At 45.0% G+C, this 23,739-nt stretch carries 21 protein-coding genes and 1 pseudogene; 7 read left to right on the forward strand and 15 right to left on the reverse strand.

What is annotated here, in order from left to right:
• Positions 1-94: 94 nt before the first annotated feature.
• Together BLT91_RS24010 and BLT91_RS24015 are read right to left on the reverse strand one after the other, a co-directional pair.
• Positions 95-1,186: a response regulator gene (locus BLT91_RS24010; RefSeq protein ID WP_090825699.1), complete on the reverse strand. Its 1,092-nt coding sequence runs from the start codon at positions 1,184-1,186 to the stop codon at positions 95-97.
• Positions 1,179-2,960, reverse strand: a complete 1,782-nt coding sequence (locus BLT91_RS24015; protein WP_090825702.1) for a sensor histidine kinase — start codon at positions 2,958-2,960, stop codon at positions 1,179-1,181. Before BLT91_RS24015 ends, BLT91_RS24010 begins: the two co-directional genes overlap by 8 nt.
• Before the next feature lie 460 nt (positions 2,961-3,420).
• Here BLT91_RS24015 and BLT91_RS24020 point away from each other — a divergent pair, with 460 nt between their 5' ends.
• The 6 genes from BLT91_RS24020 (at position 3,421) to BLT91_RS24045 (ending at position 9,483) form a co-directional block, all read left to right on the forward strand.
• Entirely contained in the window at positions 3,421-4,653 is a 1,233-nt protein-coding gene (locus BLT91_RS24020) for a branched-chain amino acid ABC transporter substrate-binding protein (protein ID WP_090825705.1), read from the forward strand.
• 93 nt (positions 4,654-4,746) lie between these two features.
• On the forward strand, positions 4,747-5,733 hold the full coding sequence (locus BLT91_RS24025; protein ID WP_090825708.1) for a branched-chain amino acid ABC transporter permease: 987 nt from the start codon (positions 4,747-4,749) through the stop codon (positions 5,731-5,733).
• A 15-nt stretch (positions 5,734-5,748) separates the two neighbouring features.
• Entirely contained in the window at positions 5,749-7,053 is a 1,305-nt protein-coding gene (locus BLT91_RS24030) for a branched-chain amino acid ABC transporter permease (RefSeq protein ID WP_090825826.1), read from the forward strand.
• Positions 7,050-7,835, forward strand: a complete 786-nt coding sequence (locus tag BLT91_RS24035; protein ID WP_090825711.1) for an ABC transporter ATP-binding protein — start codon at positions 7,050-7,052, stop codon at positions 7,833-7,835. The genes BLT91_RS24030 and BLT91_RS24035 overlap by 4 nt, the downstream gene beginning before the upstream one ends.
• Entirely contained in the window at positions 7,832-8,539 is a 708-nt protein-coding gene (locus BLT91_RS24040; RefSeq protein WP_090825714.1) for an ABC transporter ATP-binding protein, read from the forward strand. The genes BLT91_RS24035 and BLT91_RS24040 overlap by 4 nt, the downstream gene beginning before the upstream one ends.
• Positions 8,536-9,483 (forward strand): DMT family transporter, encoded by a 948-nt coding sequence (locus BLT91_RS24045; RefSeq protein ID WP_090825717.1) that lies wholly within the window; start codon positions 8,536-8,538, stop codon positions 9,481-9,483. Before BLT91_RS24040 ends, BLT91_RS24045 begins: the two co-directional genes overlap by 4 nt.
• Positions 9,484-9,613: 130 nt before the next feature.
• Here BLT91_RS24045 and murQ read toward each other — a convergent pair whose 3' ends face one another.
• The 9 genes and pseudogenes from murQ to BLT91_RS24085 all read right to left on the reverse strand — a co-directional run bounded on the left by murQ (position 9,614) and on the right by BLT91_RS24085 (position 17,959).
• On the reverse strand, positions 9,614-10,540 hold the full coding sequence (gene murQ, locus BLT91_RS24050) for an N-acetylmuramic acid 6-phosphate etherase (RefSeq protein ID WP_254777119.1): 927 nt from the start codon (positions 10,538-10,540) through the stop codon (positions 9,614-9,616).
• Between the two features lie 46 nt (positions 10,541-10,586).
• On the reverse strand, positions 10,587-11,648 hold the full coding sequence (locus BLT91_RS24055) for an N-acetylglucosamine kinase (RefSeq protein WP_090825722.1): 1,062 nt from the start codon (positions 11,646-11,648) through the stop codon (positions 10,587-10,589).
• 1 nt (position 11,649) lies between these two features.
• On the reverse strand, positions 11,650-12,474 hold the full coding sequence (locus BLT91_RS24060) for a carbohydrate ABC transporter permease (protein ID WP_090825725.1): 825 nt from the start codon (positions 12,472-12,474) through the stop codon (positions 11,650-11,652).
• A gap of 52 nt (positions 12,475-12,526) precedes the next feature.
• On the reverse strand, positions 12,527-13,453 hold the full coding sequence (locus BLT91_RS24065; protein ID WP_090825728.1) for a carbohydrate ABC transporter permease: 927 nt from the start codon (positions 13,451-13,453) through the stop codon (positions 12,527-12,529).
• A 22-nt stretch (positions 13,454-13,475) separates the two neighbouring features.
• Positions 13,476-14,777: an ABC transporter substrate-binding protein gene (locus BLT91_RS24070; protein WP_090825731.1), complete on the reverse strand. Its 1,302-nt coding sequence runs from the start codon at positions 14,775-14,777 to the stop codon at positions 13,476-13,478.
• Between the two features lie 41 nt (positions 14,778-14,818).
• The gene (locus BLT91_RS24075) at positions 14,819-15,814 is read right to left on the reverse strand and encodes a serine hydrolase domain-containing protein (protein ID WP_254777120.1); all 996 of its coding nucleotides are present in this window, start codon (positions 15,812-15,814) and stop codon (positions 14,819-14,821) included.
• A 13-nt stretch (positions 15,815-15,827) separates the two neighbouring features.
• Complete coding sequence (locus tag BLT91_RS24080) at positions 15,828-16,685, reverse strand: MurR/RpiR family transcriptional regulator (protein ID WP_090825736.1); 858 nt, start codon at positions 16,683-16,685, stop codon at positions 15,828-15,830.
• A gap of 98 nt (positions 16,686-16,783) precedes the next feature.
• Positions 16,784-17,023, reverse strand: a pseudogene (locus BLT91_RS33155) (hypothetical protein); the annotation flags it as partial.
• A 117-nt stretch (positions 17,024-17,140) separates the two neighbouring features.
• Positions 17,141-17,959, reverse strand: a complete 819-nt coding sequence (locus tag BLT91_RS24085) for a uroporphyrinogen-III synthase (RefSeq protein WP_090825737.1) — start codon at positions 17,957-17,959, stop codon at positions 17,141-17,143.
• 253 nt (positions 17,960-18,212) lie between these two features.
• Between BLT91_RS24085 and BLT91_RS24090 the strand changes: the two genes are divergently transcribed.
• Positions 18,213-19,649 (forward strand): MocR-like pyridoxine biosynthesis transcription factor PdxR, encoded by a 1,437-nt coding sequence (locus tag BLT91_RS24090; protein ID WP_090825740.1) that lies wholly within the window; start codon positions 18,213-18,215, stop codon positions 19,647-19,649.
• Between the two features lie 46 nt (positions 19,650-19,695).
• Here the strand turns inward: BLT91_RS24090 and BLT91_RS24095 are convergent, their stop codons facing one another.
• The 4 genes from BLT91_RS24095 to BLT91_RS24110 all read right to left on the reverse strand — a co-directional run bounded on the left by BLT91_RS24095 (position 19,696) and on the right by BLT91_RS24110 (position 23,735).
• On the reverse strand, positions 19,696-19,914 hold the full coding sequence (locus BLT91_RS24095) for a hypothetical protein (protein WP_090825743.1): 219 nt from the start codon (positions 19,912-19,914) through the stop codon (positions 19,696-19,698).
• Positions 19,915-20,135: 221 nt separating this feature from the next.
• Entirely contained in the window at positions 20,136-21,848 is a 1,713-nt protein-coding gene (locus tag BLT91_RS24100; protein ID WP_090825746.1) for an adenine deaminase C-terminal domain-containing protein, read from the reverse strand.
• A gap of 21 nt (positions 21,849-21,869) precedes the next feature.
• A complete protein-coding gene (locus tag BLT91_RS24105; protein WP_090825749.1) occupies positions 21,870-22,931 on the reverse strand; it encodes an ABC transporter ATP-binding protein in 1,062 nt (353 codons plus the stop codon).
• A 15-nt stretch (positions 22,932-22,946) separates the two neighbouring features.
• On the reverse strand, positions 22,947-23,735 hold the full coding sequence (locus tag BLT91_RS24110) for an ABC transporter permease (protein WP_090825752.1): 789 nt from the start codon (positions 23,733-23,735) through the stop codon (positions 22,947-22,949).
• Between the last annotated feature and the right edge of the window lie 4 nt (positions 23,736-23,739).

Consider the following 23,739-nt stretch of genomic DNA (forward strand, 5'->3'; position numbering starts at 1 on the left):
CCTCTGTTATTTACTGCTCTTTTAGTATATAAGAGGCGCCTCTCCTTATCATTTCAGGATATTAGCTTCCGTAATTGTATTTTATTGATATGCCTTATTCTTCATTTCGTAATTCGCCGGGCGTCAGCCCGTAATGTTTTTTGAATACGCGATAGAAATAAGCAATATCCGAGTATCCCGTTATTTCCGCTACATTCTTGATTGCCAGCTGATGTTCTACAATCAGTTCTCTGGCTTTCTCCATCCGTCTGCGGATGATCGTGTCAGATATATTCTCACCGGTAAAAGATTTGAATGACCGGCTTAAATGTTCCTTGCTAACAAAAAAATGGTGTGCAATCGTATCCAGTGATATCTGGTCTTGATAATGCCGCTCGATATAGGCCTGCACCTCCGTGAGGTCAAGTCTATTCTTGTTTTTACGTAACGCTTTAATGGTGTTAATTGCGTCCATGTATATGTGACCGATTCCCTCAGTCGCTTGCGGAATTGAATGCCAATTCTGTAGTGACCATTCTTCGTTCTTCTTGTTCCATATGTGGTCAAAACCAACCTCATTTTCTGATATAAACTCTTCCAACATACGCGTATAATCATGTCCTACTTTAATCAGCATATTTCTGACTGGCATATTTTGAATTGCTTTTTCCAGAAAATTCTCCAGCTTCTCAAGAGTATGAAAAATAGCGGATTCATTTAGTTCAAGTAAATATCCGTAAATTTGTCGCCGGTAACCGAGATACAAATCTAGAAAGCCGCTATCCGTAAATATAAGAGGGATATTCCAAGTCCCATTCTCTGACGTCCTCGCTTCAACCAGTTCACTTACACACTTTTCCAAGGAGGCATTCAATTCATCTGGATCAATTGGTTTAAGTAAATAGTCCACCGCCCGCGAGTGGATAGCCTGCTTCAAGTAGACAAAATCGTCATATCCGCTCATAACGATGATCTTAAGAGTCGGAAATTGCTTATTCATCTCCTTTAGCAGCTCTACACCTTCGATACCCGGCATACGCATATCGGTCACAACAATATCTGCCTTAAGTTCCTCTATCTGCTTGAGTCCTTCCGTACCATCCTCCGCCTCACCTACTACAAATAGCTGCAGCCGCTCCCATTCCCCCAGTCTTTTAACTACTTCTCTAGACCAAGGTTCATCGTCAATAATTAATACATTAAGCATTTTCTCCACCTCGCCTTTTTGCAGCAGGCAATGTCATCATGACGATTGTCCCTGCTCCCTCTTTACTGAATATCCTGACACCATAGCCATTACCAAATTGCAGCCTCAACCGTGTATCGACATTCTTGAGACCGATTCCTTTTCTTTTTCTCGGCAACTCGGCTGCTTCTTCTAATCGAACATCAAGGGCTGATATGTCATTTTCTAAATGAACCCGAATTTCATGCAGCTTATCAACAGCAAGTCCGACTCCCTCATCTTTTACTAATAAGATAATCCTATTTCCAATTTGCTTGACTCGAACCTCCACGTTCCAAGCTCCCTCTTTTCGCTGTAACCCATGCTCGAACGCATTTTCCACAATAGGCTGGAGTATAAATTGGGGAAGCTTGGTATCCAGAGCTGTTTCATCCACTGACAAAATAACTTTACAGCGGCCGATAAACCGTTGTTCTTGAATAAAAAGGTAATTTCGCATATGCTTCAGTTCGTCTTCCAGCAGGACCATATCGCCTCCTGAACTAATTGAATATCGGAGCAAATCGCCAATAACGCGAGTAATTTTATAAATTTCAGGAGCATTTTTCGACAGCGCCATTCCCCCAATGAGATGGAGTGTATTGTTCAGAAAATGAGGATTAATCTGGGCTTGAAGCGCCATCAACTGCGCGTTTTTCACGTCAATCTCCCTTTGATATTCGATCTCGATGAAGTCCTTTATACGTTTCATCATATAGTTGTATCCACTTTCCAGTAGACCGATTTCATCTAGACTTTGCACTGATTTCATTTCAAAATTATGAACTTGTGCCATCCTCATCGTTCGGGCCAAGCTAACAATAGGCCGGCTAATCCTTAATGAAACTAGAATTGAAAGCAGAACAGAAACAGCTGTAAATATACCTCCTGTCCAAATACCCGCTGTTATCGTCACTTGCGCACTTTGCGAAATTGTCGTTAGTGGAATGGCTTTTACAATCGTCAATTTACCGTTGTCTACCTGCTTCATAAAATAAAAGTAGCTCTTTGTTCTAAGAAAATTCAAATCTGAATTCTTTAAATTCAACTTCATAACTTGATCTTTAATTTCACTCGAGCCATCCGTTCCTGTGGAACCGGATAACATGTCTCCTTCGTCATTAATTAGGAATACATGACTTTCAGACTCCGATTTCAGAATGTCGCTAACTTCCTTCCAAACGTCTCTATTGATACGGACAGCTAGTCCACCCAATAGTTTCCGATCCTCGAATCGATTCATACTATGAAAAGCATAGATCCCGTTACCGGACTGTTTGAAATACATATTGATCGGACTCCCTTGCAATCGACTCCATGCGCCATTATGGATGTCCAGAAACGAAATTATGCCGCTGTTTGCAAAATTAACCGAGACCGCCTTCTGATTAGAATCGATATACAAAATAAGTTCATCTACTTTACGAGAATTGGAGTGAAAGGTGGTTGTAAGTGTATCTTTGATATAATTTTGCGTTCTGTATTGAACACCAATATCTGAACTATCGATGTCATTCAGACCAGCCATTAATGTCTGATTAATTTGCAACGTGTAAAATAAAATATCAATCTGCTGAATCAATTCAAATAAATACTGATCTGCCCACAACAAGCGGGAATTGTTTGCACTAATGATTTCTTTTTCTACCGAGTTTCGCGTATTATCCGTGGCAATCCACGTTACAGTAATAACCGGCAGTGTTGTTAAACAGATCATAAGTACCATCAAACGCAGACGAATGCTAATTCGCTTCATAAGCTAATTCCTTTCATCCCTGTCTTAAAAATGGGCACAGTCCTATCACTATTGTCGATTATTATTCGACCTACAGTTAGTCCTCTCCTTTATGTCACTATCATTTACACTATATACACGAAGCTCAGGTCCAAATAAGTTAGATATTTCCTTATTCGCCACAAAAGTAGAATATATCTGATTCATATTATGTTTATTAATATAACAATATCTTGCCTTAAGTTAGACTAAATCAAATTAATGTTAGATATATTGACGTTAAAACTTGAATCTATTAATATAGAATATAGTTTAGTGCGTTTGAATATAGTTAAATATGGGATAGAAACCAGTATTAAGATTTTAAACCGTTTTCACGAATTTCTGAAAGCTAAACCTGGTAAATTCCTTTTTACATCATGTTAATTTACATAACATTATTCAGTGAGAATTTTATTAATTTAACCAGGGAGGCTGTACCATGAATTTGAAAAAGAAAGCTCTATTGATCTCAGCTTCGGCACTTGCTATAGGTTTGTTAGCAGGTTGCGGAAGCGGAAGCACAAACACAAGTACAACTACAAGCACTTCCACAGCAGCTGCTGTACCAGCCAAAAGTGGCGGCGCTAAGACCGTCATTAAAATCGCCACCCAATCACCTTTGTCTGGAGGAAGCGCTGTTCAAGGCGAAGCTATTAAACTAGGTGCGCAGCAATCCTTGGAAGATCACAAAGCTGAATTTGACAAGCTCGGCTTCGATCTGCAGCTCGTCCCTTATGACGATCAAGGAGATCCAAAGAAGGGCGTTGCGAACGCCGAAATTATCGGCGCGGACCCCACAATCCTCGGAATCGTGGGGCATATGAACTCCGGCGTAGCCATCCCTTCCTCCGTCGTTTATGAGAAATACAACGCTGTCATGGTATCGCCATCCAATACGGCAACAGAAGTGACTGACCGTAACCTGAAAGTCGTGAACCGTATCGTCGCCCGGGACGACTTCCAAGGACCTGCAGCAGCTGAGTATGCTGTGAAAACGGTAAAAGCCAAAAACATTTTTGTCATTCAAGACAAAACCGCATACGGCCAAGGCTTGGCGGAAGCCTTTAAAGACGCGGCGACGAAGCTCGGTGCCACGATTTCAGGTTACGAAGGAATTACCGTAGGCGAGAAAGATTTCAACGGCGTGCTGAACATTGCGCTTAACAAGAAGCCAGACTTCATCTTCTTCGGAGGGCTGTATGCCGAGGGCGGTCTGCTCATCAAGCAAGCACGCGCCAAAGGCATTACGGTGCCGATGATGGGCGCAGACGGTTGGGATTCTCAAGGTTTGGTTGATACCGCCGGAGATAAGGTGAAGGATGCCTTGTACGCTTCCATCTCCACGGATATTACAAAAACGGCAGAAGGAAAAAAATGGGCCGATCAATACAAAGCGAAATTCGGCAAAGGCCCTGACGGTTACTCGGCGTACGCTTATGACTGCATGTCTGTTATTTTAGAAGGTATTAAATCAGCTGCTGCCGCAAATGGCGGGAAAGTACCTACTCGCGATAAAGTTCGAGATGCCGTACGCTCCACGAAAGATTTCCAAGGTGTCGCGACAAAAATCAGCTTTGATGGCAAAGGTGATAACACTTACGCTAAAGTATTCATCTATAAATTCGAAGGTCCGACATATCCGGGAACTATGATTTCCGAAGTAAGCAAATAATTTAAATGTTATGATCTAACCTAAGTAAAGAGGTATGTGCTTGCTTTGACGCCGTACCTCTTTATGGTTTTTATTCCGAAAAGGAGGGGCTTCATGTTCTTAAACATCCTTCACACACTCCCACAAGTATTGATCGACGGCCTTGCTTTAGGAGCTATTTATGCGGTCGTCGCGTTAGGCTATACCATGGTGTACGGCATTCTTGAGCTGATCAATTTTGCACATGGTGAGGTCTTTATGACCGGTGCATTCGTGGGCACATCGGTCTTATTTGTATTTCATTCGACAGGCTGGCTTGACGGTATGCCGGGATGGATTGCTTACGTTCTAATCCTCGCTATCGCAATGCTTTTTACGGGGATTCTGGGTGTAGGAATCGAACGAATTGCTTATCGGCCTCTCAGGAAAGCGCCCAAGCTGATTTCGCTGATTTCCGCTATCGGAGTTTCCTTTGTGCTTCAAGATCTCGTTCGCTTTATTTCAGAGTTGAAAACAGGTAACTACATTGTAAGCGGCATCACCTTATACGACAAAAATGTGAAAATCGGCACTTCCTCTCTTGGCTCTTGGCTCGGCGACGCGTCTTTGAAAATCAATACGATTATTATCATCGTGGTAGCCGTATTGCTAATGGCAGGACTGGACTTCTTTGTTAATCGTACCAAATGGGGAGTCGCCATGCGCGCAGTTGCGCAAGACCGTGAAACAGCTTCGCTGATGTCGATTAATGTGAATAAAATTATCGTGCTCACCTTTTTCATTGGTTCTTCGTTAGGTGGCGCTACAGGGGTATTATTTGCACAGCAGTACGGCACAATCGATCCGTTTATCGGATATATTTTAGGCTTGAAAGCCTTCACTGCCGCAGTGCTTGGAGGTATCGGCAACATTCGAGGAGCAATGTTCGGCGGGCTGGTCATCGGCCTATTGGAAATGTTCGCTTCTTCCAATCTTGGATTACTGACAAGCGGCAGCTTTGGCGCCGAGTATAAAGATGTATTTTCGTTCATGATCCTCATTATCGTACTGATTTTCAAACCTGAGGGCTTGTTCGGAAGAGCCGTCAAAGAGAAGGTGTAGGTGTAGGTGATGGCGATGGATAAAATTAAACAGGTATTGTCGCAAAACACGAAAATTCAAGCCCTTATCCTTGTAATCTTCGTCGCGCTCACGTCATTAAGCGTATATTTGACCGCTAAATCCGTTACCGCATTTTTATTATTATTGGCCTCTCTTCTCATGCTTTACTACACATCTTTCAGCAATGGAGTCAAATGGATCATCGGAGGCGCCCTTCTCATCTTGATCATTCCATTTGCTACATCGGGAGGAGCCGCCTACGATTCCTATATGGAAGTCGCAACGCAAAGCGGCATTTATATCGCGATGGCGTTAGGGCTGAACATCGTTGTTGGGTTCGCTGGACTTCTGGATTTGGGATTTGTCGCCTTCTTCGCAATCGGGGCGTATACGTACGGTATCTTTTCCACCGCTCAAGCGAATCACTTCATACCAGGCGATATTTTCCCGCTTTCCGGTTCCACGTTTTGGCTGTTTATTTTCATTGGCGGTTTTATGGCTGCGCTGTTCGGTGTTCTTCTCGGTTTACCGGTGCTTAGGGTAAAAGGAGATTATTTGGCTATCGTCACGCTCGGCTTCGGGGAAATGATCCGAATCATCTTCAACAACCTTGAGAAACCGGTAAATATCACGAACGGTGCTATGGGTATTTCATCGATTAAGCCTCCGAATTTGTTCGGTTATGAATTTACGCATCCTCATCAGTTTTATTTTATCGTTATCGCGATCTTGGCCTTTGTTATTTTCGGAGTCAGGAGATTTGAGCATTCCCGGTTGGGGCGTTCTTGGAAAGCGGTTCGGGAGAACGAAATTGCCGCGCAGTCGATGGGGATCCCGTTAATCCGCACCAAGCTAACCGCGTTCGCGGTAGGTGCTTCCTTCTCTGGGATGATGGGCGTCGTATTTGCCGCCAAACAAACGTTTATTGATCCTTCAAGCTTTACACTCCTTGAGTCCACGACCATTTTGGTCATGGTTGTTTTAGGTGGAATGGGGAGCGTTCCAGGGGTTATTCTCGGAGCTGCACTTGTTACAATCCTCAACCTGCAGGTGCTGACGGAATTCACGAACTGGTTGAATCAATTGACGCTGCAAGGAGTGGTTCACGTTCCTAATGCCTTATCCCCATCCAAAATGCAGCGGTTTATTTTTGGCGCAATTTTAATCCTGATTGCTATCTTTAAGTCTAATGGATTGATTCCTGCGAAGAATCGCAAGGTGAACGAAAAGCAGATCCAAGACCGCATTTCATCGGCATCAGCTTCATCTTTAGGTTCCGCACAGCAAGTCAATCAACAAAGCGGAGGGATCGCCCCATGACCGTCTTGTGTGTAAAAAATCTGGTCAAACGGTTCGGCGGATTGGTTGCCGTAAACAGTGTCCATTTTGAGTTTCAGAAAGGTAAGATTTCCGCTGTCATAGGTCCGAATGGTGCCGGAAAAACGACTTTTTTCAATATGATCACCGGTATTTATACACCTGATGAGGGCCAAATCGAACTGGAAGGCAAGTCGATCGTGAAGGTTAAGCCGGATCGTATAACGGAGAAGGGCATAGCCCGTACCTTTCAAAATATTAGGTTGTTTGGGAATATGACCGTTCTCGAAAATGTGATGGTCGGTATGCATATTCATCTGAAAGCAGGTATATTCAGCACACTATTGGGTCTTCCCAAGGTTCGGATTGAGGAGCAAAAAGCGGTGGACGATGCCTACCGGATGCTTCAATATGTAGGTCTCGAGCCGCTGCTCAATGAAAAAGCAAACAGCCTCTCATACGGAGCGCAAAGACGTCTGGAAATCGCGCGGGCATTGGCGGCCAAACCGAAAGTGCTGCTGCTCGACGAACCCGCTGCGGGAATGAACCCTCGCGAAACGGTGGAATTGATCGGGCTAATCCGACGTATTCAGCAGGAGTTGGAGATATCGATCATTTTAATTGAGCATGATATGAAACTCGTCATGGATCTTTCCGATCACATTCTCGTACTGGATCACGGCGAAAAAATAGCCGAGGGATCTCCTCGTGAGATTCGTTCGAATCCACGAGTGATCGAAGCTTATTTAGGTAAAAGCGCAATAGAACAAGAGGTGATTTCATGAGCTTGCTGCAGCTTCAAGAGGTTCAGGCTTACTATGGCGGAATCCACGCATTAAAGGGAATTACGTTACATGTGAATGAAGGGGAAATTGTAACATTGATCGGTAGTAACGGAGCAGGGAAATCTACAGCACTTAAATCCATTTGCGGGCAAGTTAAAACAAAGGGCTCCATCCTATTTAACGGAAAAGACATCTCCGCTTGTCCGCCTCATCAAACGGCGCTGGATGGCATTGCTCATGTGCCGGAGGGCCGGCGCATTTTCCCTCGTTTAACTGTAAAGGAAAATTTGGAAATGGGCGCGTTTTCAGTGAAGGATAAAAAAGTAATCAAAGAGCGCATGGAGCAGTCCTTTGACTATTTTCCCCGTTTGAAAGAACGGTTGAACCAAGCCGGCGGCACCATGAGCGGCGGAGAACAACAAATGCTTGCGATTGCCCGAGCGCTCATGATGAAACCGAAGCTATTGCTGCTCGATGAGCCATCAATGGGATTAGCACCGGTCATCGTAGATCAAATCTTTGAAATCATTCAAGAACTGAACCTTAAGGGGATGACGATTCTGCTCGTGGAACAAAATGCATATCACGCGCTGCAAATCGCTCATCGCGGCTATGTCATACAGACCGGTGAAATCATTTTAGAGGATGACGCTAAATTACTGCTTGTCAACAATCTAGTGAAGGAAGCTTATTTGGCTGGATGAAATCATCTCTCCCGATGCTTTACGGCATTCTGGCATCCTTCTTTTTCTCCTTCTCTTTCATCATGAACCGTGCCATGGAGCTGTCTGGCGGCTATTGGATTTGGAGTGCATCGCTTCGTTATTTATTCATGCTTCCTATTCTTCTTGTGATTGTTATGATCAGGGGAAATCTGCGGGTGCTGCTTACCCATATGCAGAAGCAATTATGGACATGGATGGGCTGGAGCTTAGTCGGATTCGGATTATTTTATGTGCCGCTATGTTTTTCCGCTGCCTATGGACCGGGGTGGCTTATCGCGGCTTCCTGGCAGGTTACTATTGTTGCTGGTTCATTACTTGCCCCGTTGTTCAGCAAGGTCATTGTAACAACAGACGGGCCTATACGGATGAAAGAACCAATTCCGGTAAAAGGTTTGCTAATGTCACTCATCATTTTATTTGGCGTAGTGATTATACAATTGGAGCATGCCAGTCTTCTCTCCTTCAATGATGTTCTTTTAGGGTTAATACCGGTAATTCTCGCTGCTTTTGCTTATCCCCTTGGCAACCGTAAAATGATGGAGGTTTGCGAAGGGCGGCTGGATGCCTACCAGCGCGTCCTTGGGATGACATTAGCCAGCCTTCCGTTATGGATTCTGCTTTCAATCTATGCTCTTTTTTATGCCGGCACGCCGAGCGCTGGGCAAATTGGCCAATCGGCAATTGTAGCCATCTGTTCAGGAGTCATTGCAACAGTACTCTTTTTCTCTGCGACCGATATGGTAAAAGGGTCTGTAAATCAATTAGCCGCTGTAGAAGCGACGCAGGCGGGTGAAATCATTTTTGCAGTTGGAGGGGAATTAGTGCTTCTTACAGCTGCATTTCCTTCAGCTCTGTCTTGGATAGGTATGATATGTGTCGTCTTAGGGATGATCTTTCATAGCTTGATGTCGGAGAAAAGGTAAATAGGATTCAGAGCAAAAGAAGATAACTTCTGTACTGGGATTGGTCTCCGTAAACGGTCGCTCCCGCAAAATAAAAAAGAAGCTAAGTCTATCCGCTGCTGCAAATTGACTTAGCTTCTTAATACATCGACTAGCTGGAGGAACCTTGACTTTGTTCGAGCTGTTTTACCGCATTACCAAAATGGTTGCGTACCTGAACGAGTGTATCCGAGGCCTTCTGCCTGCTTACTTTAAACATCAACATCAGAATAGCGACTCTTGCATCTCCCTCAGCTTCATTTCCATAGCGCCGCGCAGTTTCTTCATCAGCGCCGGTTGCTTCTTCTATAATCCGTATGGTACGCTCCCTGAGCTTCTTATTAGTCGCTTGAACGTTTACCATCAAATTGCCATAAACCTTCCCCATTTGGATCATTGCAGTCGAGGAGAGCATGTTGAGTACCATTTTTTGCGCCGTCCCAGCCTTTAACCGTGTTGATCCGGTAATAATTTCTGGTCCAACGGGTACTTCGATCGGATATTTCACCACTGCGCTCAATGGAGTATCCCGATTACAGCTAATTCCGACTGTCGCTAAACCCAGACGGTTTGCCTCTCGCATAGCACCGATAACATAGGGTGCAGTCCCGCTTGCTGTGATGCCGACGACAATATCGCCCGCTCGTGCAACATCTGCAATGGCACGTACTCCAGCCTCCTCGTCATCTTCAGCGTTCTCAATCGCTGCACGAATCGCTTTTTCCCCACCAGCAATGAGGCCGTTAAACAAATCCGGCTCTACACCGAATGTAGGAGGACATTCCGACGCATCCAGAACACCCAGTCGTCCACTGGTTCCAGCTCCGATGTAGAAAAGTCGGCCGCCGAGGGTCATCGCTTCAACAACCGCTTCAGCTGCATTGGAGATTTGCGGTATAGCTCCACTTACCGAGTGAGCTACCGTTTGGTCTTCTTCATTCATTAAAGTCACGATTTCCCGAACACTAAGTCGATCTAGTTGATGTGACTTTGCATTTCTCTGCTCGGTAACCGTTTGATTCTTCTCTTGTTGTACCACGTTACCTTGCCTCCTTTTCATGGATATTTGGCTTTGCCTTTATCTGTCAACTGAAGACAAATGCTGCTATCCGTTGTTTCATTAGTTCCGTTAATTCAAAGCCCCGTTCCTGCAAGGCAAGCAGATAAGCTCCGATCACCGGCGGCCGCTCAAGCAGCCGGACGTCGAACACGCCGGACCGCATGGTCGCTGTTTGCATAAAGCGTTGTTCGAACATTTGATCCGAGAATAAGCCTCCCGTTATCACAAGAGGGATCGTATTCTCCACCAATTGGCTGCTCTTGCTTACCTCATCTGGCAGCTGTATCGCCATGGAAGTTACTACAGTCCGAACCAACTCTTCGAGCTCCTGAATCGCTTCTTCCACCAACTTAACAGCTATCGGATCTCCATCTGCCGCAGCCCGCATGACAAGCTTCGATCCATCCGCGATCGTGGTGCGTACATTGTCCTGGCCATAAATGGTATTGATCAATTGCCCCGGATGCTGTAAGGACCAACGTTCAAGTACTAACCTCGTTAAAGTTGTAGGCTCCCCCCGGCCGTCATACGCCCGCATGACAGCTATTAGCGCCTTCCGCCCAAGATCAAACCCGCTTCCTTCATCACCGAGTAAATAACCCCAACCTCCGACTCGTACAAACTCGCCCGTTGCCGGATCGAAACCATACGCGATCGAGCCTGTGCCTGAAATGAGCGCAATGCCCTTCTGCCCCCAAGTTCCGGCAGCCAAAGCGGTTACTGCATCATTGTGTACGGTGATTGGAATGCCTTCCGGCAATTCGGATTGCAGCCAGTCGACAATCCGCTTTCGGTCTTCCGGTCGGTCACTCCCGGCAAGTCCGAGGAAGATTCCGCCTAATCGGGATACGTCCGTACCCGAGCGGTCTAACACATCCTTGATGAGAGTGAGCAAAACCCGCTGCACATCCTCCCAAGGTCGGGATTTCACACTGCTGGATTCTCCCCGGCTTTCAGCTAATAAGTTGCCTTCATGGTCGCCGAGGATACATACCGTTTTTGTCCCTCCGCCGTCAATACCTATATATTTTCTGCCCTCATATTCAGCTGGCAATAATATACCTTTCGCACCCAACGTTTCGGCCATACTACTTCACCGCTCCTGCCGTCATGCCTTCCATAAACTGTTTCGATGCGAGGAAAAACAAGACAATCATTGGCACAGAAGCCAGCGTTAGTCCAGCGAACAGCATACTTAAATCCGTAGAGTACTGTCCGAATAGCGACAGCATGCCGACCGGTATCGTCTTTTTCATATCGTCTTGAATAAAAATCAGCGGGAAGAAAAAATCGTTCCAAGCCATAATAAAATTCATAATCATGACCGTCCCGAGCGCTGGGCGGATAAGCGGCAGCAAAACGTGCCACATCACACCGAAATCCGAAGCACCATCGATGCGTGCTGCTTCCTCAAGCTCCTTCGGCAGCGTACGGAAAAAACCGGTTAAGATCAGGACAGCAAGCGGCAATCCGATCGCTGTATACACGCTAACAAGTGACCAAATGCTGTTCAACAGGGAAAGCTGCTTCATCAAAAGGAATAGCGGTACGATCCCAAGCTTAATAGGAATCATCATGCCTAGGAGAAAGAAGAAGAACAACGCACCATTCCAACGGAATGGGTATCTTGCGATATAAAATGACGCCATAACGCCAAACAGCAGAATCAAAGCAACAGAAACGACGCTTACCACGGCACTGTTCCAAAAATAAGTTCCAAAAGGAATTTGATGGATTAGCTTACTATATGCTGTAAACGATATGGAAGTCGGCAGCGACATCGGGTTTTTCAAAATTTGGATATTCGTCTTTAATGAGGAGGTCAGCATCAGAAAGATCGGATACAAACTGACCAGTGCCCCCAGGTACGCCGCAACGTATTGGAGCCCCCGAACTGATTTGTTGGTTTTCATGGTCTGCCTCCATTTATAGGGATCTTTGTGCGTAGCTCAAAGTCTCACCTTCTTATTGAGCCGATTGGTTCCTTGTGAAGTACAAGAACAAAGCGGATACCGTTGCGATAATGAAAAATAGTACAACTGCCAATGCCGATCCAAGGCCCAATGCGACTGAGTCGCCGCCTGACGAGCCGCCAAACGCAATCCGATAAAAGAATACGGCGAGCGTGTCGGTGGCGTTGTAAGGTTCCCCTTGCGAACCTTCCATGGCATAGATGAGTTCAAACGCTTCGAAAGCATGGATAAATGTAAACACGGTAATAATGATAAGCGACTGGCTCATCATAGGCAGGATTATGGAACGGATAAGACGAAAGCCTTTTACTCCGTCCAGCCGCGCTGCTTCAATGACTTCCGGTGAAATAGAGTGTAGACCGGCGAGAAAAATCAACATGGAGAAACCAATGCCGAACCAACTGTTGACCAGTGTAATTGATGTTAGCGCCGTAGCCGGATCGCCGAGCCAAGGTTTTGCCCATGAAACAAGACCGATCTTTTTGAGCAGCACATTGACAACACCATTGTTTGGATTCAGCATTAGCTTCCACAAAAAGCCCACCACGATGACTGAAAGCAGCCTTGGCAAAAAGTAAGCCATTTTCAGAAAGCTCGAACCCTTAAGTTTGCTATAAACAAGATAGGCGAGCACAAACGCAAGCACGTTCTGTACAGCCATCTCTACAGCAAAATAATAAAGATTATGACCGAAAGCATTCCAAAACAAATGATTGAACGGTTCTTTCGTAAACAGGCTTACAAAGTTGCCAAGCCCTACAAACTCCCCGCGAACGAGACCTTTCCAGTCAAAAAAACTGTAACCGAACGCCGAAATGATCGGATAGATCACGAACAGAATGTAAATTGCGAGGGCAGGAACCGGGAACAGATGAACTGCTCCCTTTTTCCACCCGGACGATTTTGCCAAGTTATTCATGTGCCCCCACCCCTCTTATAACTTATTTTTTAGGCTTAAACCATGTATCTGCGCTCTTCTGAACTTCTTCCGTCACTTGTTCTGGAGTTAATTTATTCAAATACATGCCTTGAATCGAGTTTTCCAAAGTAGCTTTTGTCGTAGGGTTGCCTGCATTGAAGTAAACAACCGCTGCATAAGGTGTTGAGATTGTGTCTGCATTCTTAGCGATTTTGGCTACAAGCGGATCTTTCGCCGCCACACCTGGGATTGTACTTGGTTTTTGCAGTTCGTTTACAGCAAGCGCTCCAAACTCTTTCGTTGTCAAAAACTCCATAAATTTAAGAGCTTCCTGCTTATGAGCAGATTTCGCATTCACTGAAAACGAGCCGTCTACCCAAGTCGTAACCGTTGGCTTGCCGTCTGCTTTCATCGGCGGAACTGGGAACACATCCATTTGCAGGTCCGGATTCGTTTTCTTCATGACCGCATACTCCCAATCACCCATTACCATCATAGCTGCCTGCTCGGTAACAAACATGTTCCTCATGTCGTCCATACCAACCCCCACATAATTATCTGGGAAGTAAGGCGTCAGATCTTTCAGCATTTTAATGGAACTTACATATTCCGGGCTTTTGAAGTTCGCATCGCCGGCAAGTACTTTCTTAATGAAATCTGTGCCGTAAATGGAAGGTGCAAGTGTACCTTGAGTCAGGGAAAGAATCCAACCTTCTTTTGAACCGAAAGCAAACGGAGTTACTTTATTTTTTTTCAGCGTATCAGCCGTTTTCAATAACTCATCCCACGTTTTAGGCTCTTGAAGATTATATTTTTGGAAGATTTTCTTGTTGTAAAACACTTGTGTCGAGCTGAATACAGTTGGTACGCCGTATACTTTACCGTCTTTTCCTGTTGCGGCCAGCAGAGTGTCCTTAGCGAATACGTCCATTCCTTTAAGGCTGCTTAGCGGCTCCAAGTAACCGGCATCTGCCAACGCAGCACCAGCAGCATAAGGACGAAGATGAATAATATCAGGACCGTTTCCACTTTGCAGCGCTGTGTTTAGGGCTGTGTTGTATTCCGTATTTTTGGTCGGCTTGAACTCGATGTCAATGTTCGGGTTGTTCTTCTTAAATTCAGCAATGATTTTTGCGTAAGCTTCCGTATCTTCAGTACGCCAGCTGCCCATTGTCAACTTCACTTTTTCCTGTGAAGCTGCCGTTGGTGCCGTAGTTGCTCCTCCAGGGGTTGTGCTAGGAGTTGCGGTGTTGCTGCTGCAAGCGACCATCAGGGATGATGCTGCTACCATTGTTACTAATGCCCCACTGAATAAACGTTTCATTTAGAAAAGCCTCCCTTTAATGTTTACTTATATGTTTAACCTCATACAGAGGATAAAACCGCTTCATGCAAAATCGGACGGAGCTCACGGATCTTGTTATTTCGACCGAAATGAACCGCGTTAGTAAGAAATACGACGCTTAATCCCTGTTCAGGCTCAATCCATAAACTCGTTCCGGTAAAACCTGTATGACCAAAACTTCCCATAGGCCAACTTTCTCCGCAGCTCGGAACGCTTGCGGGATCATGCCATACCTCCCAACCGAGTCCGCGGCCACGTACGGAATGCGCAGTGGCTTCTCGCATCAGCGAAGGAGGAACTATGCCCCATTTTTCCGGCTGTAACCACCATGCCGCATAGCGTGCCAGGTCGTCCGCTGTTGCGAATAACCCAGCGCTGCCGGAAACACCGCCAAGATGGAAGCTCTTTTCGTCGTGAACTTCACCGATGATGAAATCTCCATCTACCTGTTCGGTAGCGGCAATGCGATCTTGGAGTTCAGGGCCAGGGGTAAACAACGTATTGCGCATATCAAGCGGTTCGAATACATGCTCCCTGACGAAGCGATCCAGCGGCTCTCCTGAAACACGTTCTATAATGATCCCCAGAAGGATCATACCGAGGTCACTATACAGTTTGTCCTCACCCGGTATAAATAGAAGCTCTTGCGTCAGAATTTCATCGATAAGTCCAGTCCGGGCCGCTTTGCGCGGAAGATAAGGCAAATCCGGCGGCAACCCGGAAGCATGCATCAATAGATGGCGCAGTGTTACCTGCGGATAGCGAAATTCAGGCAAGTAATGCTGCACGGAGCTATCCAGCGATAGCTTCCCTTTGGCCACTAGAACGAGAATTGCTGGAAGCGTTGCAGTTACCTTTGTAAGGGATGCAATGTCGAACAAAGTATCAAGATGAATCGGACGTTCATTTGTGCCATCCGAATACAATCCATATGATTTTTGGAATCGTAAGCGGTTTGATACGGTGATGTCAAGCACGCCTCCCGGCAGTAGCCCGTCACGAAGCCAACCTTCCACTAAGCGGTCCACCTTATCCATTGCGTTTCCCAACCTTTACCGCTTGTCGTGTCTTTTCCAGAGATTTGATGCTCTCATCATAATGACGGCCAGCGATTCCAACATACAAAATATCGATCACGTTCAACTGAGCAATCCTAGAAGACATTGCACCGCTACGGATACTCTTCTCTAAGGTACTTACAAACAGCTGTATATCCGCAAGCTCCGATACCGGATTTGATCCGAAACGGGTCAACGTGATGATAGAGGCACCGTTATTTTTAGCGACAGCCAACGAGCGAATCATGTCTTCTGTTTGGCCCGAATAGGAAATGCCGAATACTACATCGCCGGGAATCAGATTAGCTGCTATAGTTGCTTGTGCATCAAATCCTGTACCGATTTCACACCAGCGATTAATACGCGTTAGCTTTTGATTGAAATCTTTTGCGATAACCGCGGATGCACCTATACCAAAAATGCCGATTTTCCTTGCACTGCTCAGCGTATTAATGGATTTTTCCACACTTTCCGGAGAGAGAACCGTTAACGTATCTTGGATAGAAACAATATTGTTGTTGGTTACCGATTTGATGAGATCTACTATCGATCCATCGGTACGGAATTCCTGATACGATTCTGTAGGTAGCGACGATTTTGATAAATCACCGGCGATCCGCAGCTTTAATTCCTGAAATCCCTTACAGTGAAGGGACCGTGAAAGCCTAACTATCGTTGCTTCACTTACGTCAGCGAACTCCGCCAACTTTTGTACGGAAATGCTGACTACCTTTTCCGGATGTTCCAATATATATTGTGCAGCCCTGCGCTCCATCGGCTTTAAACTTCCCATAGCCGCTTCTATGCTTACTAATCCACCTTTTAACATGGGCATCACCCTCTACGGTTTCATTTGTAACTTTGATTTGTTACTCATATTATAACGAGTTTTATTTCATTTTGTAAATATATTTTTGAAATTTTATTTCACTTTCTGTGTCGATGACACGCGACATAAAGTAAGCCATGAAACCAGTTGGTTTCATGGCTTATTCGAGTTGAAGAGAAAAGCAATTGTCCATCTGGACCAATATATTCAATAGAGTTGTATAATGTCGATTTGCTGAATTCATGATCTCTTTCAACTACGCCAACAATCAAGTAAGCACTCGCTGCTTTGGCTATTTCACCAAGAGCTTCTATATCATCTCCAGGAATTTCAATAGCACTGTTCCAGTACCTATCTCAAGCAGAGGCCTTATCGAAAAGTGTAGGAGCAGACTGCACGACAGCCACACGAACTTTACGCTTCTTCTTTATTCATTTCCCCCTTATTCATTCCTATTAATTCATGTTTGAATCTCTCGCAAAATACTTTGCTAATTCAATAATCATAGCTCCCATACGTTCGCTTTCAGGTGTGATTATGAGTTTCAAGCCTTCATCTTTCAAAGCTTCGGCCGTTACTTTTCCAACCGCGACTGCCTTTACATGAGTGGAAAACGCTTCTCGAACGGTATCAACAATCCCTTGCCGTCTTGCATAACCAAATAGATATCGTACCTGCACCGCGGTTGTGAAACAAACAGCTTCTATTGAACTTGTTGAAAGTTCATGACACAACGTCTCCAATGTGGAAGACTCGGGTTCTATATGGCGATAAGGCAACAATGGAATGACATTCGCCCCCCGCTCCTCTAAGAATTGAATCAATGTTGGCTGAGGTTCTCCATGCAGCTGGACAACTACGGTTTGGCCTGAGAAATCATAGGAGATCAAACGGTTAATTAAACCTTGCGTCGTTCCATCCTCATCGACGACTTCTGGTTGTATACCTAATTTCTTTAGTAGGGCATATGTCTTATATCCACGTGCTGCTACTTTTGCTTCTTTCATCTTTCGAATCAAGATTGAATGAATTCCCAACACTTCTGCAGCACCCAGCAGTGTATCTGTTCCAGTACCCGTAGTGAGAACAAACCAATCCACCTTATTATTCACGCAAAATAATAGTTCTTGTTTTACCGCTGTCTCATCAAAGTATAAAAGACCTTGTAAAGGACGAACGATAGGGATTCCTCCCTGTTTATCAATTAATAAGCTCATTTCATCCGTTTTTCTGGAACCAGCAATGACAATTTTCTTTCCGCTTAACTTGTCCATCTCTTTATGAATCCCCCTTTATAAGCGATTATCTTTATTATTACTCAACTCCAATTTGCTAGTTGTAATCATCATATCGGTCAATGACTGCCATGTGACCATCCAATTATGTACAAATTGCCCCATCCAAGTTCATAATATTGGAACATTAGACTCAAACTAATCTAAATTCTCATCCCTACCAGATGATATACTAATTTTGCTTTATATTTCTTAATCCCTGGAAATACTTTAATGAAGGTGATGAGAGTTGATGTGGAAACCAGATAGATCAATTAAAAAACCAATCTACCAGCAAATCGCAGATTTCATGGAACGTAGAATATCATTTGGAGAATTTCCACCGGGAAGTACACTCCCTTCGGAAAGAAAATTAGCAGACTACCTTGAAGTAAACCGCAGTACGGTTGTACTCGCGTATGCAGAACTGCGCGCTTCTGGCATCGTTGAGAGTGCCAAAGGAAGCGGTACAAGGGTGACCAAGCACAAATGGGGAATTGCCCCCAAACAAACTCCAAACTGGAAAACCTATGTGGAAGGCGGCACCTTCCTACCGAATCTTCCTTTCATTCGTCGTATTCGTGAGGAATTGCGTAAAGGATCAGGTATCATCGACTTTGCGAGCGGCGAATTATCTGACGATTTATTTCCGAACGAAATCGTGCGCGAGCTTTTGCAAAAGCAACCCTTTCAAGAGCAGCTTGGCTACGATGACCCGCAGGGCTATTCCCCCCTTAGGGAAACCCTCGTTTCGTTTCTCGAACAGCATCTTCATATCCATAGCACAGATTCGTCCATTTTGATTACTTCTGGCTCCCAGCAATCTTTATATCTGATTACACAGTGCCTTCTTAGTCCTGGAGACGCCGTTGCCATCGAAGACCCCTCGTATTGTTATTCCTTACCTATGTTTCAATCAGCGGGCCTCCGTTTATTCCGTTTACCCGTGGATGACCGCGGTATTAATCCCGAGGATATTGTCACCTTACACCGTCAGCACAGGATACGCATGCTTTTTTTGAACCCGAATTTTCAAAATCCAACAGGCAGTGTTATTGCTCCAGAACGAAGAATCAGATTGTTAGAGATTGCCTCTGAGCTTGGAATACCTATTGTCGAGGACGATCCTTTTACGTTGACTGCCCTTAACGGGGATCCTCCACCCACATTGAAATCGTTAGATCAGACTGGCAATGTCTTATACATAGGTTCCCTATCCAAAATTGCTGCATCCGGTTTACGTATCGGTTGGTTAATAGCCCCTCAAGCTGTTGTGAATCGTTTAACCGATGCTAGGCAGCAAATGGATTTCGGTTTGAGCCGCATTCCACAGTGGGTAGCCAACCAATTTATTGCGGATGGGCATTGCGAGAATCAAATTAATTTATTACGCAAGGGATTATTGAAGAAAAGAAATGAACTTATGCGTGGTTTACAAGATATAATGAGCGATTACATTACTTATACACCTCCAAAAGGTGGGCTTAACCTCTGGTGTAAAATCAATCGCGAGGTAGATGATTTCAAATTGCTGGATGAGGCGATCAAAAGAGGCGTGCTTTTCGTTCCGGGAAGTGTTTATGGATCAGATCAGGATTGTATTCGCATTAGCTTTGCAAGACCACGTTTCGAAGAGATTATTCCAGGACTTACACATCTATACGAGGCTTTACAAATTCATTGTAAATAAAAAAATGACCACGTCATCGCAATCCCCTGCGAAAACGTGGTTCTATTTATCCGATTGAGTACCGAATATACGCTAGCAAGGCTAACAATCCGGCAGCAATTGCAATCACATAAAAAGATGTAAGGCGAACCCATTTTGTACCCATTTTCTGGAAATAAGTTTGATCCCCTTCACGATTCTTACGAGAAAAACCAATCATAAAAGTAGTAACTAAACCAAATAATAAGATAATAGAAAATATCGCATAATAGATATACATGTCCATAAGATAGCCCCCATTTTTATTTATTTGATATCTCGATGACAAAACAAATTATAAATGAAAAAGATTTGAAATTCATCAACCACTTTGGACTTTTTTATACCATCCAATTGCTAGTTTAACCAACATCAACGAAAATATGCTAAACCACGATGGTTACAGCCATCATGATTTAGCTTGTTTCATATTCCTATCAGGTTCTGAATTAAATCAAGTTCAATAAATTAGCTATGGATGATTAAAGGTACGACTTTGCCTTTATTGACGTCGATTAAACCAAAGTCCGTAATTTTGAGAGCAGGACTTACGGGTAAAGAATGCGTGCTGATTGACATAATAGGGTTATAATGGAAGTAGCCTAACGATTCCATGGCTTTACGCAGGTGTTCTACTTCCTTGGCTACTTGCTCCAAAGGGACCTCTGTTAAAATACCGCCGACAGGCAATCTAAGGCTGGCAATTACTTTGCCATCCTCAACGACGCTAAAGCCCCCTTGATTATTGATCACTTCATTAGCTGCAATCATCATATCGAGGGGATTGTGCCCGACAACAAGCAAGTTATGGTTATCGTGAGAATAAGTTGTCGCCACGGCTCCTCTCTTGATCGTATCGCCGCCGATTAAACCATAAGCGCGATTTCCATTTTTCCCGTAGCGTTCAAACGTAGCGATGAGTCCGCTACCGCTTTCCTGCCAGCAAAGCTTCCCTTGCCGAACTTCAACCTCGACCTGATGTTCCTCTGTAAATGTAGATCCATCCTTCACCCTCATCACGCGGCATGCATAACGATCATCCGCTGCTCCGATGTTGACGGAGAAATCCGCTTCCGTTAACGGTAACATATGAACGCTTTGATAATAGTGTGCCGGAAAGGCGGGTGAGCTTGTTGTGGGGGTGTAAGCCTCATGTACATCGTATACCTTACATCCGTGCTTGAAAACTTGGTCTATCGTCAGCTGCTCCAGATTGGAAATCAGCTGAAAATCACCAATTTTCCCGGGCGCTATAACGCCGCGATCATACATCCGCATCCTTTTGGCTGGAGAAAGCGTACTGGCATAAATCGCCTGCTCAGGCTTCATGCCCATCTCGATTGCTTTACGGACAATATGGTTCAAGTGCCCTCGCCGTTCAAAGGAGTCGGCCATCACATCATCGGTAACAAAGCAAAAATGCTCGGATACCTCATGCTCCATCAAATACGCCATCACTTCAGGCGTCATCGATTTTTCTTGAATTTCTATAAACATGCCCGCGGCGATCCGAGCTTCCATACCTTCGATCGTCTGATGCGTATGATCGGAATCCACCCCGCTGTAGATCATCCGATGCAAATCCAAATCCAGTAGTTTTGGAACATGTCCTTCAATAATGAGATGAGGATAGTGGCTGCGAATATGGTTTAGGATGTGATTCGTTTTGCTGTCAGGATCCGTTATGACGTCTACGTAGTTCATGATTTCGCCTAAACAGATGATTCGTTCCGTACGAAGCAGCTCGTCCAAATCCTCAATTTCAATTGCGCCACCAGTCGTTTCCATCGAAGTGGCAGGAACCGAGCTGGGGATGGCATAGAACATGTCCGCTACACAATGCTGGCTAGCCTTAATGATTTCCTTTACCCCATCTAGTCCGAAGACATTTGCGATCTCATGAGGCTCTGGTACGATCGTCGTAACACCATTGCGAATGAGTCCGTAGGAGAACGTTTCCGGTGTGACCATGGTGCTTTCAATATGCAGATGGATATCAATGAGACCAGGAATCATATAGCGCCCTTCCCCGTCCAAGCGCTCGGCCGCTTCAAAGCTTTCGGCTCCTCGCTTCCCAATATATAGGAACTTTCCATCCAAGATGGCTGCGTTGCCTTGAACGAATGTTTTAAAGTAGCTGTTATAAATCTGTACATTCTCGATCAGTAAATCTACATGCATATGTCTTCACCTCCAAGTACACTACTTAACTAACACCAATTTCTCGCTTGGAAAAAGAAGCCGAACCTCTTGACCGTTGTGATACGGAAGTTCCATTTCTTTATTCACTGTAAAGTCTCCCAGCGCCGTCTCGACGACGTATTGATAGCTTCTCCCGAGGAAGGTGCTGACTTTGATGCGGCCTGTCAATCGATTCGGGCCTTCCTCGATTTCATCTGACATTCCGATTACGACATCATCTGGACGAATAGCCCCTTGCTTACCCAGTTGTTCTCCCTTGCTGGCATGCTTAGTTACGGTGAACATATAGTCCTTCACCTTCAACAAAATTTCTTCGTTTCCATCAAATCTTGTATCGAAAGTAATAAAATTCGTAAATCCGATAAAACGAGCCACGAACTCCGTTTTCGGATATTTGAAAATCGTTGCCGGAGCGCCTAGCTGCTCAATGATCCCTTTATTCATAATCGCAACCTGATCCGAGATCGAGAAACATTCTTCCTGATCATGGGAAACATAAACGGTGGTGATACCCAACTCCTGCTGAATGCGGCGAATCTCCACCCGAGTGTTAATGCGCAAATTGGCGTCCAAATTACTGAGGGGTTCGTCGAAGAGCAGCAGCTCCGGCTCGATCACTAGTGCGCGGGCAATGGCGACCCGCTGTCTTTGGCCTCCGGAAAGCTCCTTCGGAAAGCGCTTCTCGAAGCCTGACAAGCTTACGCTATCCAGGATGTTCCGGACACGTCGATCAAGCTCCGCTCCACTCACCTTCCGAAGACGAAGGCCGAAGGCCACATTATCGTAAATCGACAAATGCGGGAACAATGCATAGCTCTGAAACACGAATCCAAAGTTCCGTTTGTTGACGGGAACGTGTGTGTAATCTTTTCCGTTTAATGAGAATTTGCCCGCCTTCGCCTCTATGAATCCCGCGATAAGCCGCAAAGTCGTCGTTTTCCCGCATCCACTTGGACCGAGCAGCGAGATCAGACTTCCTTTTTCAACACTCAGGTTGAAGTTCTGCAGAATATATTGCTGGTCATAGGCAACCGATATATTTTCCAGTGATAGCAATGCCATGGATGAAAGCCTCCGTTATCGTTTGGTGAAGTAGGATAAACCCATCAACCGTTCAATGATGAACATAAGTACCGCAGTGAAGATCATTAGCAATACAGAAATAGCCGCAATCGTTGGGTCAAAATGGTTCTCTACATAGGTCAGCATCTGGATTGGCAGTGTACTGACTCCGGGTCCCGTCATAAAGACCGAGATGTCGACATTATTAAAAGATTCCAAAAAAGCTATTAGAATGGCAGCGATAATACCGGATTTGATGTTCGGCAAAACCACTTTGAAAAAGGTTTTAAGTTGACTGGACCCAAGACTTAGCGCAGCTTCCTCGATCGCAAAATCGAAGTTCGATAAGCTTGATGCAATAACGCGGATGATAAAAGGAAGCATGATCACCGTATGCCCAATCAGCAATGCTGCGTATATCGGCAGGTGATACATGACAATAAGGTACTTGAGCATCGTAAACCCAAGGACGATACCAGGAATAAGCACCGGGGAAATAAAAACCGCATTCAGTGCTTCTTTCCCCTTAAACTCAAATCGGCTTAATGCATAAGCCGCAGGTATACCGATCAGCAGCGCAAACAAATTACCGATCAGCGATACGAAGATTGAGGTGCCCGCAGTGGTCATGAACATCTTGACTTCCAGAATGTTGCGGTACCATTTTAAAGAGAATCCTGTCGGCGGGAACTTCAATATACTCCCTGGTTCAAATGAAGCAAATGCAATAATGACGAGCGGCCCGAGCAAGAACATATAAACAAGAAGCGTAAATAAGGCCAGCCCTCGATTCTTCTCCCGCATACTT

Origin of the sequence: Paenibacillus sp. yr247 (genome assembly GCF_900103825.1) — a bacterium.
In the GTDB taxonomy this organism is placed as follows: Bacteria; Bacillota; Bacilli; order Paenibacillales; family NBRC-103111; genus Paenibacillus_E.

Excerpts from the sequence above, each read along its gene's own strand:
- BLT91_RS24010 (WP_090825699.1), bottom strand. The coding sequence starts at position 1,186 with ATGCTTAATGTATTAATTATTGACGATGAACCTTGGTCTAGAGAAGTA.
- BLT91_RS24015 (WP_090825702.1), bottom strand. The coding sequence starts at position 2,960 with ATGAAGCGAATTAGCATTCGTCTGCGTTTGATGGTACTTATGATCTGT.
- BLT91_RS24020 (WP_090825705.1), top strand. The coding sequence starts at position 3,421 with ATGAATTTGAAAAAGAAAGCTCTATTGATCTCAGCTTCGGCACTTGCT.
- BLT91_RS24025 (WP_090825708.1), top strand. The coding sequence starts at position 4,747 with ATGTTCTTAAACATCCTTCACACACTCCCACAAGTATTGATCGACGGC.
- BLT91_RS24030 (WP_090825826.1), top strand. The coding sequence starts at position 5,749 with ATGGATAAAATTAAACAGGTATTGTCGCAAAACACGAAAATTCAAGCC.
- BLT91_RS24035 (WP_090825711.1), top strand. The coding sequence starts at position 7,050 with ATGACCGTCTTGTGTGTAAAAAATCTGGTCAAACGGTTCGGCGGATTG.
- BLT91_RS24040 (WP_090825714.1), top strand. The coding sequence starts at position 7,832 with ATGAGCTTGCTGCAGCTTCAAGAGGTTCAGGCTTACTATGGCGGAATC.
- BLT91_RS24045 (WP_090825717.1), top strand. The coding sequence starts at position 8,536 with ATGAAATCATCTCTCCCGATGCTTTACGGCATTCTGGCATCCTTCTTT.
- BLT91_RS24055 (WP_090825722.1), bottom strand. The coding sequence starts at position 11,648 with ATGGCCGAAACGTTGGGTGCGAAAGGTATATTATTGCCAGCTGAATAT.
- BLT91_RS24060 (WP_090825725.1), bottom strand. The coding sequence starts at position 12,474 with ATGAAAACCAACAAATCAGTTCGGGGGCTCCAATACGTTGCGGCGTAC.
- BLT91_RS24065 (WP_090825728.1), bottom strand. The coding sequence starts at position 13,453 with ATGAATAACTTGGCAAAATCGTCCGGGTGGAAAAAGGGAGCAGTTCAT.
- BLT91_RS24070 (WP_090825731.1), bottom strand. The coding sequence starts at position 14,777 with ATGAAACGTTTATTCAGTGGGGCATTAGTAACAATGGTAGCAGCATCA.
- BLT91_RS24080 (WP_090825736.1), bottom strand. The coding sequence starts at position 16,685 with ATGTTAAAAGGTGGATTAGTAAGCATAGAAGCGGCTATGGGAAGTTTA.
- BLT91_RS24085 (WP_090825737.1), bottom strand. The coding sequence starts at position 17,959 with ATGGACAAGTTAAGCGGAAAGAAAATTGTCATTGCTGGTTCCAGAAAA.
- BLT91_RS24090 (WP_090825740.1), top strand. The coding sequence starts at position 18,213 with ATGTGGAAACCAGATAGATCAATTAAAAAACCAATCTACCAGCAAATC.
- BLT91_RS24095 (WP_090825743.1), bottom strand. The coding sequence starts at position 19,914 with ATGGACATGTATATCTATTATGCGATATTTTCTATTATCTTATTATTT.
- BLT91_RS24100 (WP_090825746.1), bottom strand. The coding sequence starts at position 21,848 with ATGCATGTAGATTTACTGATCGAGAATGTACAGATTTATAACAGCTAC.
- BLT91_RS24105 (WP_090825749.1), bottom strand. The coding sequence starts at position 22,931 with ATGGCATTGCTATCACTGGAAAATATATCGGTTGCCTATGACCAGCAA.
- BLT91_RS24110 (WP_090825752.1), bottom strand. The coding sequence starts at position 23,735 with ATGCGGGAGAAGAATCGAGGGCTGGCCTTATTTACGCTTCTTGTTTAT.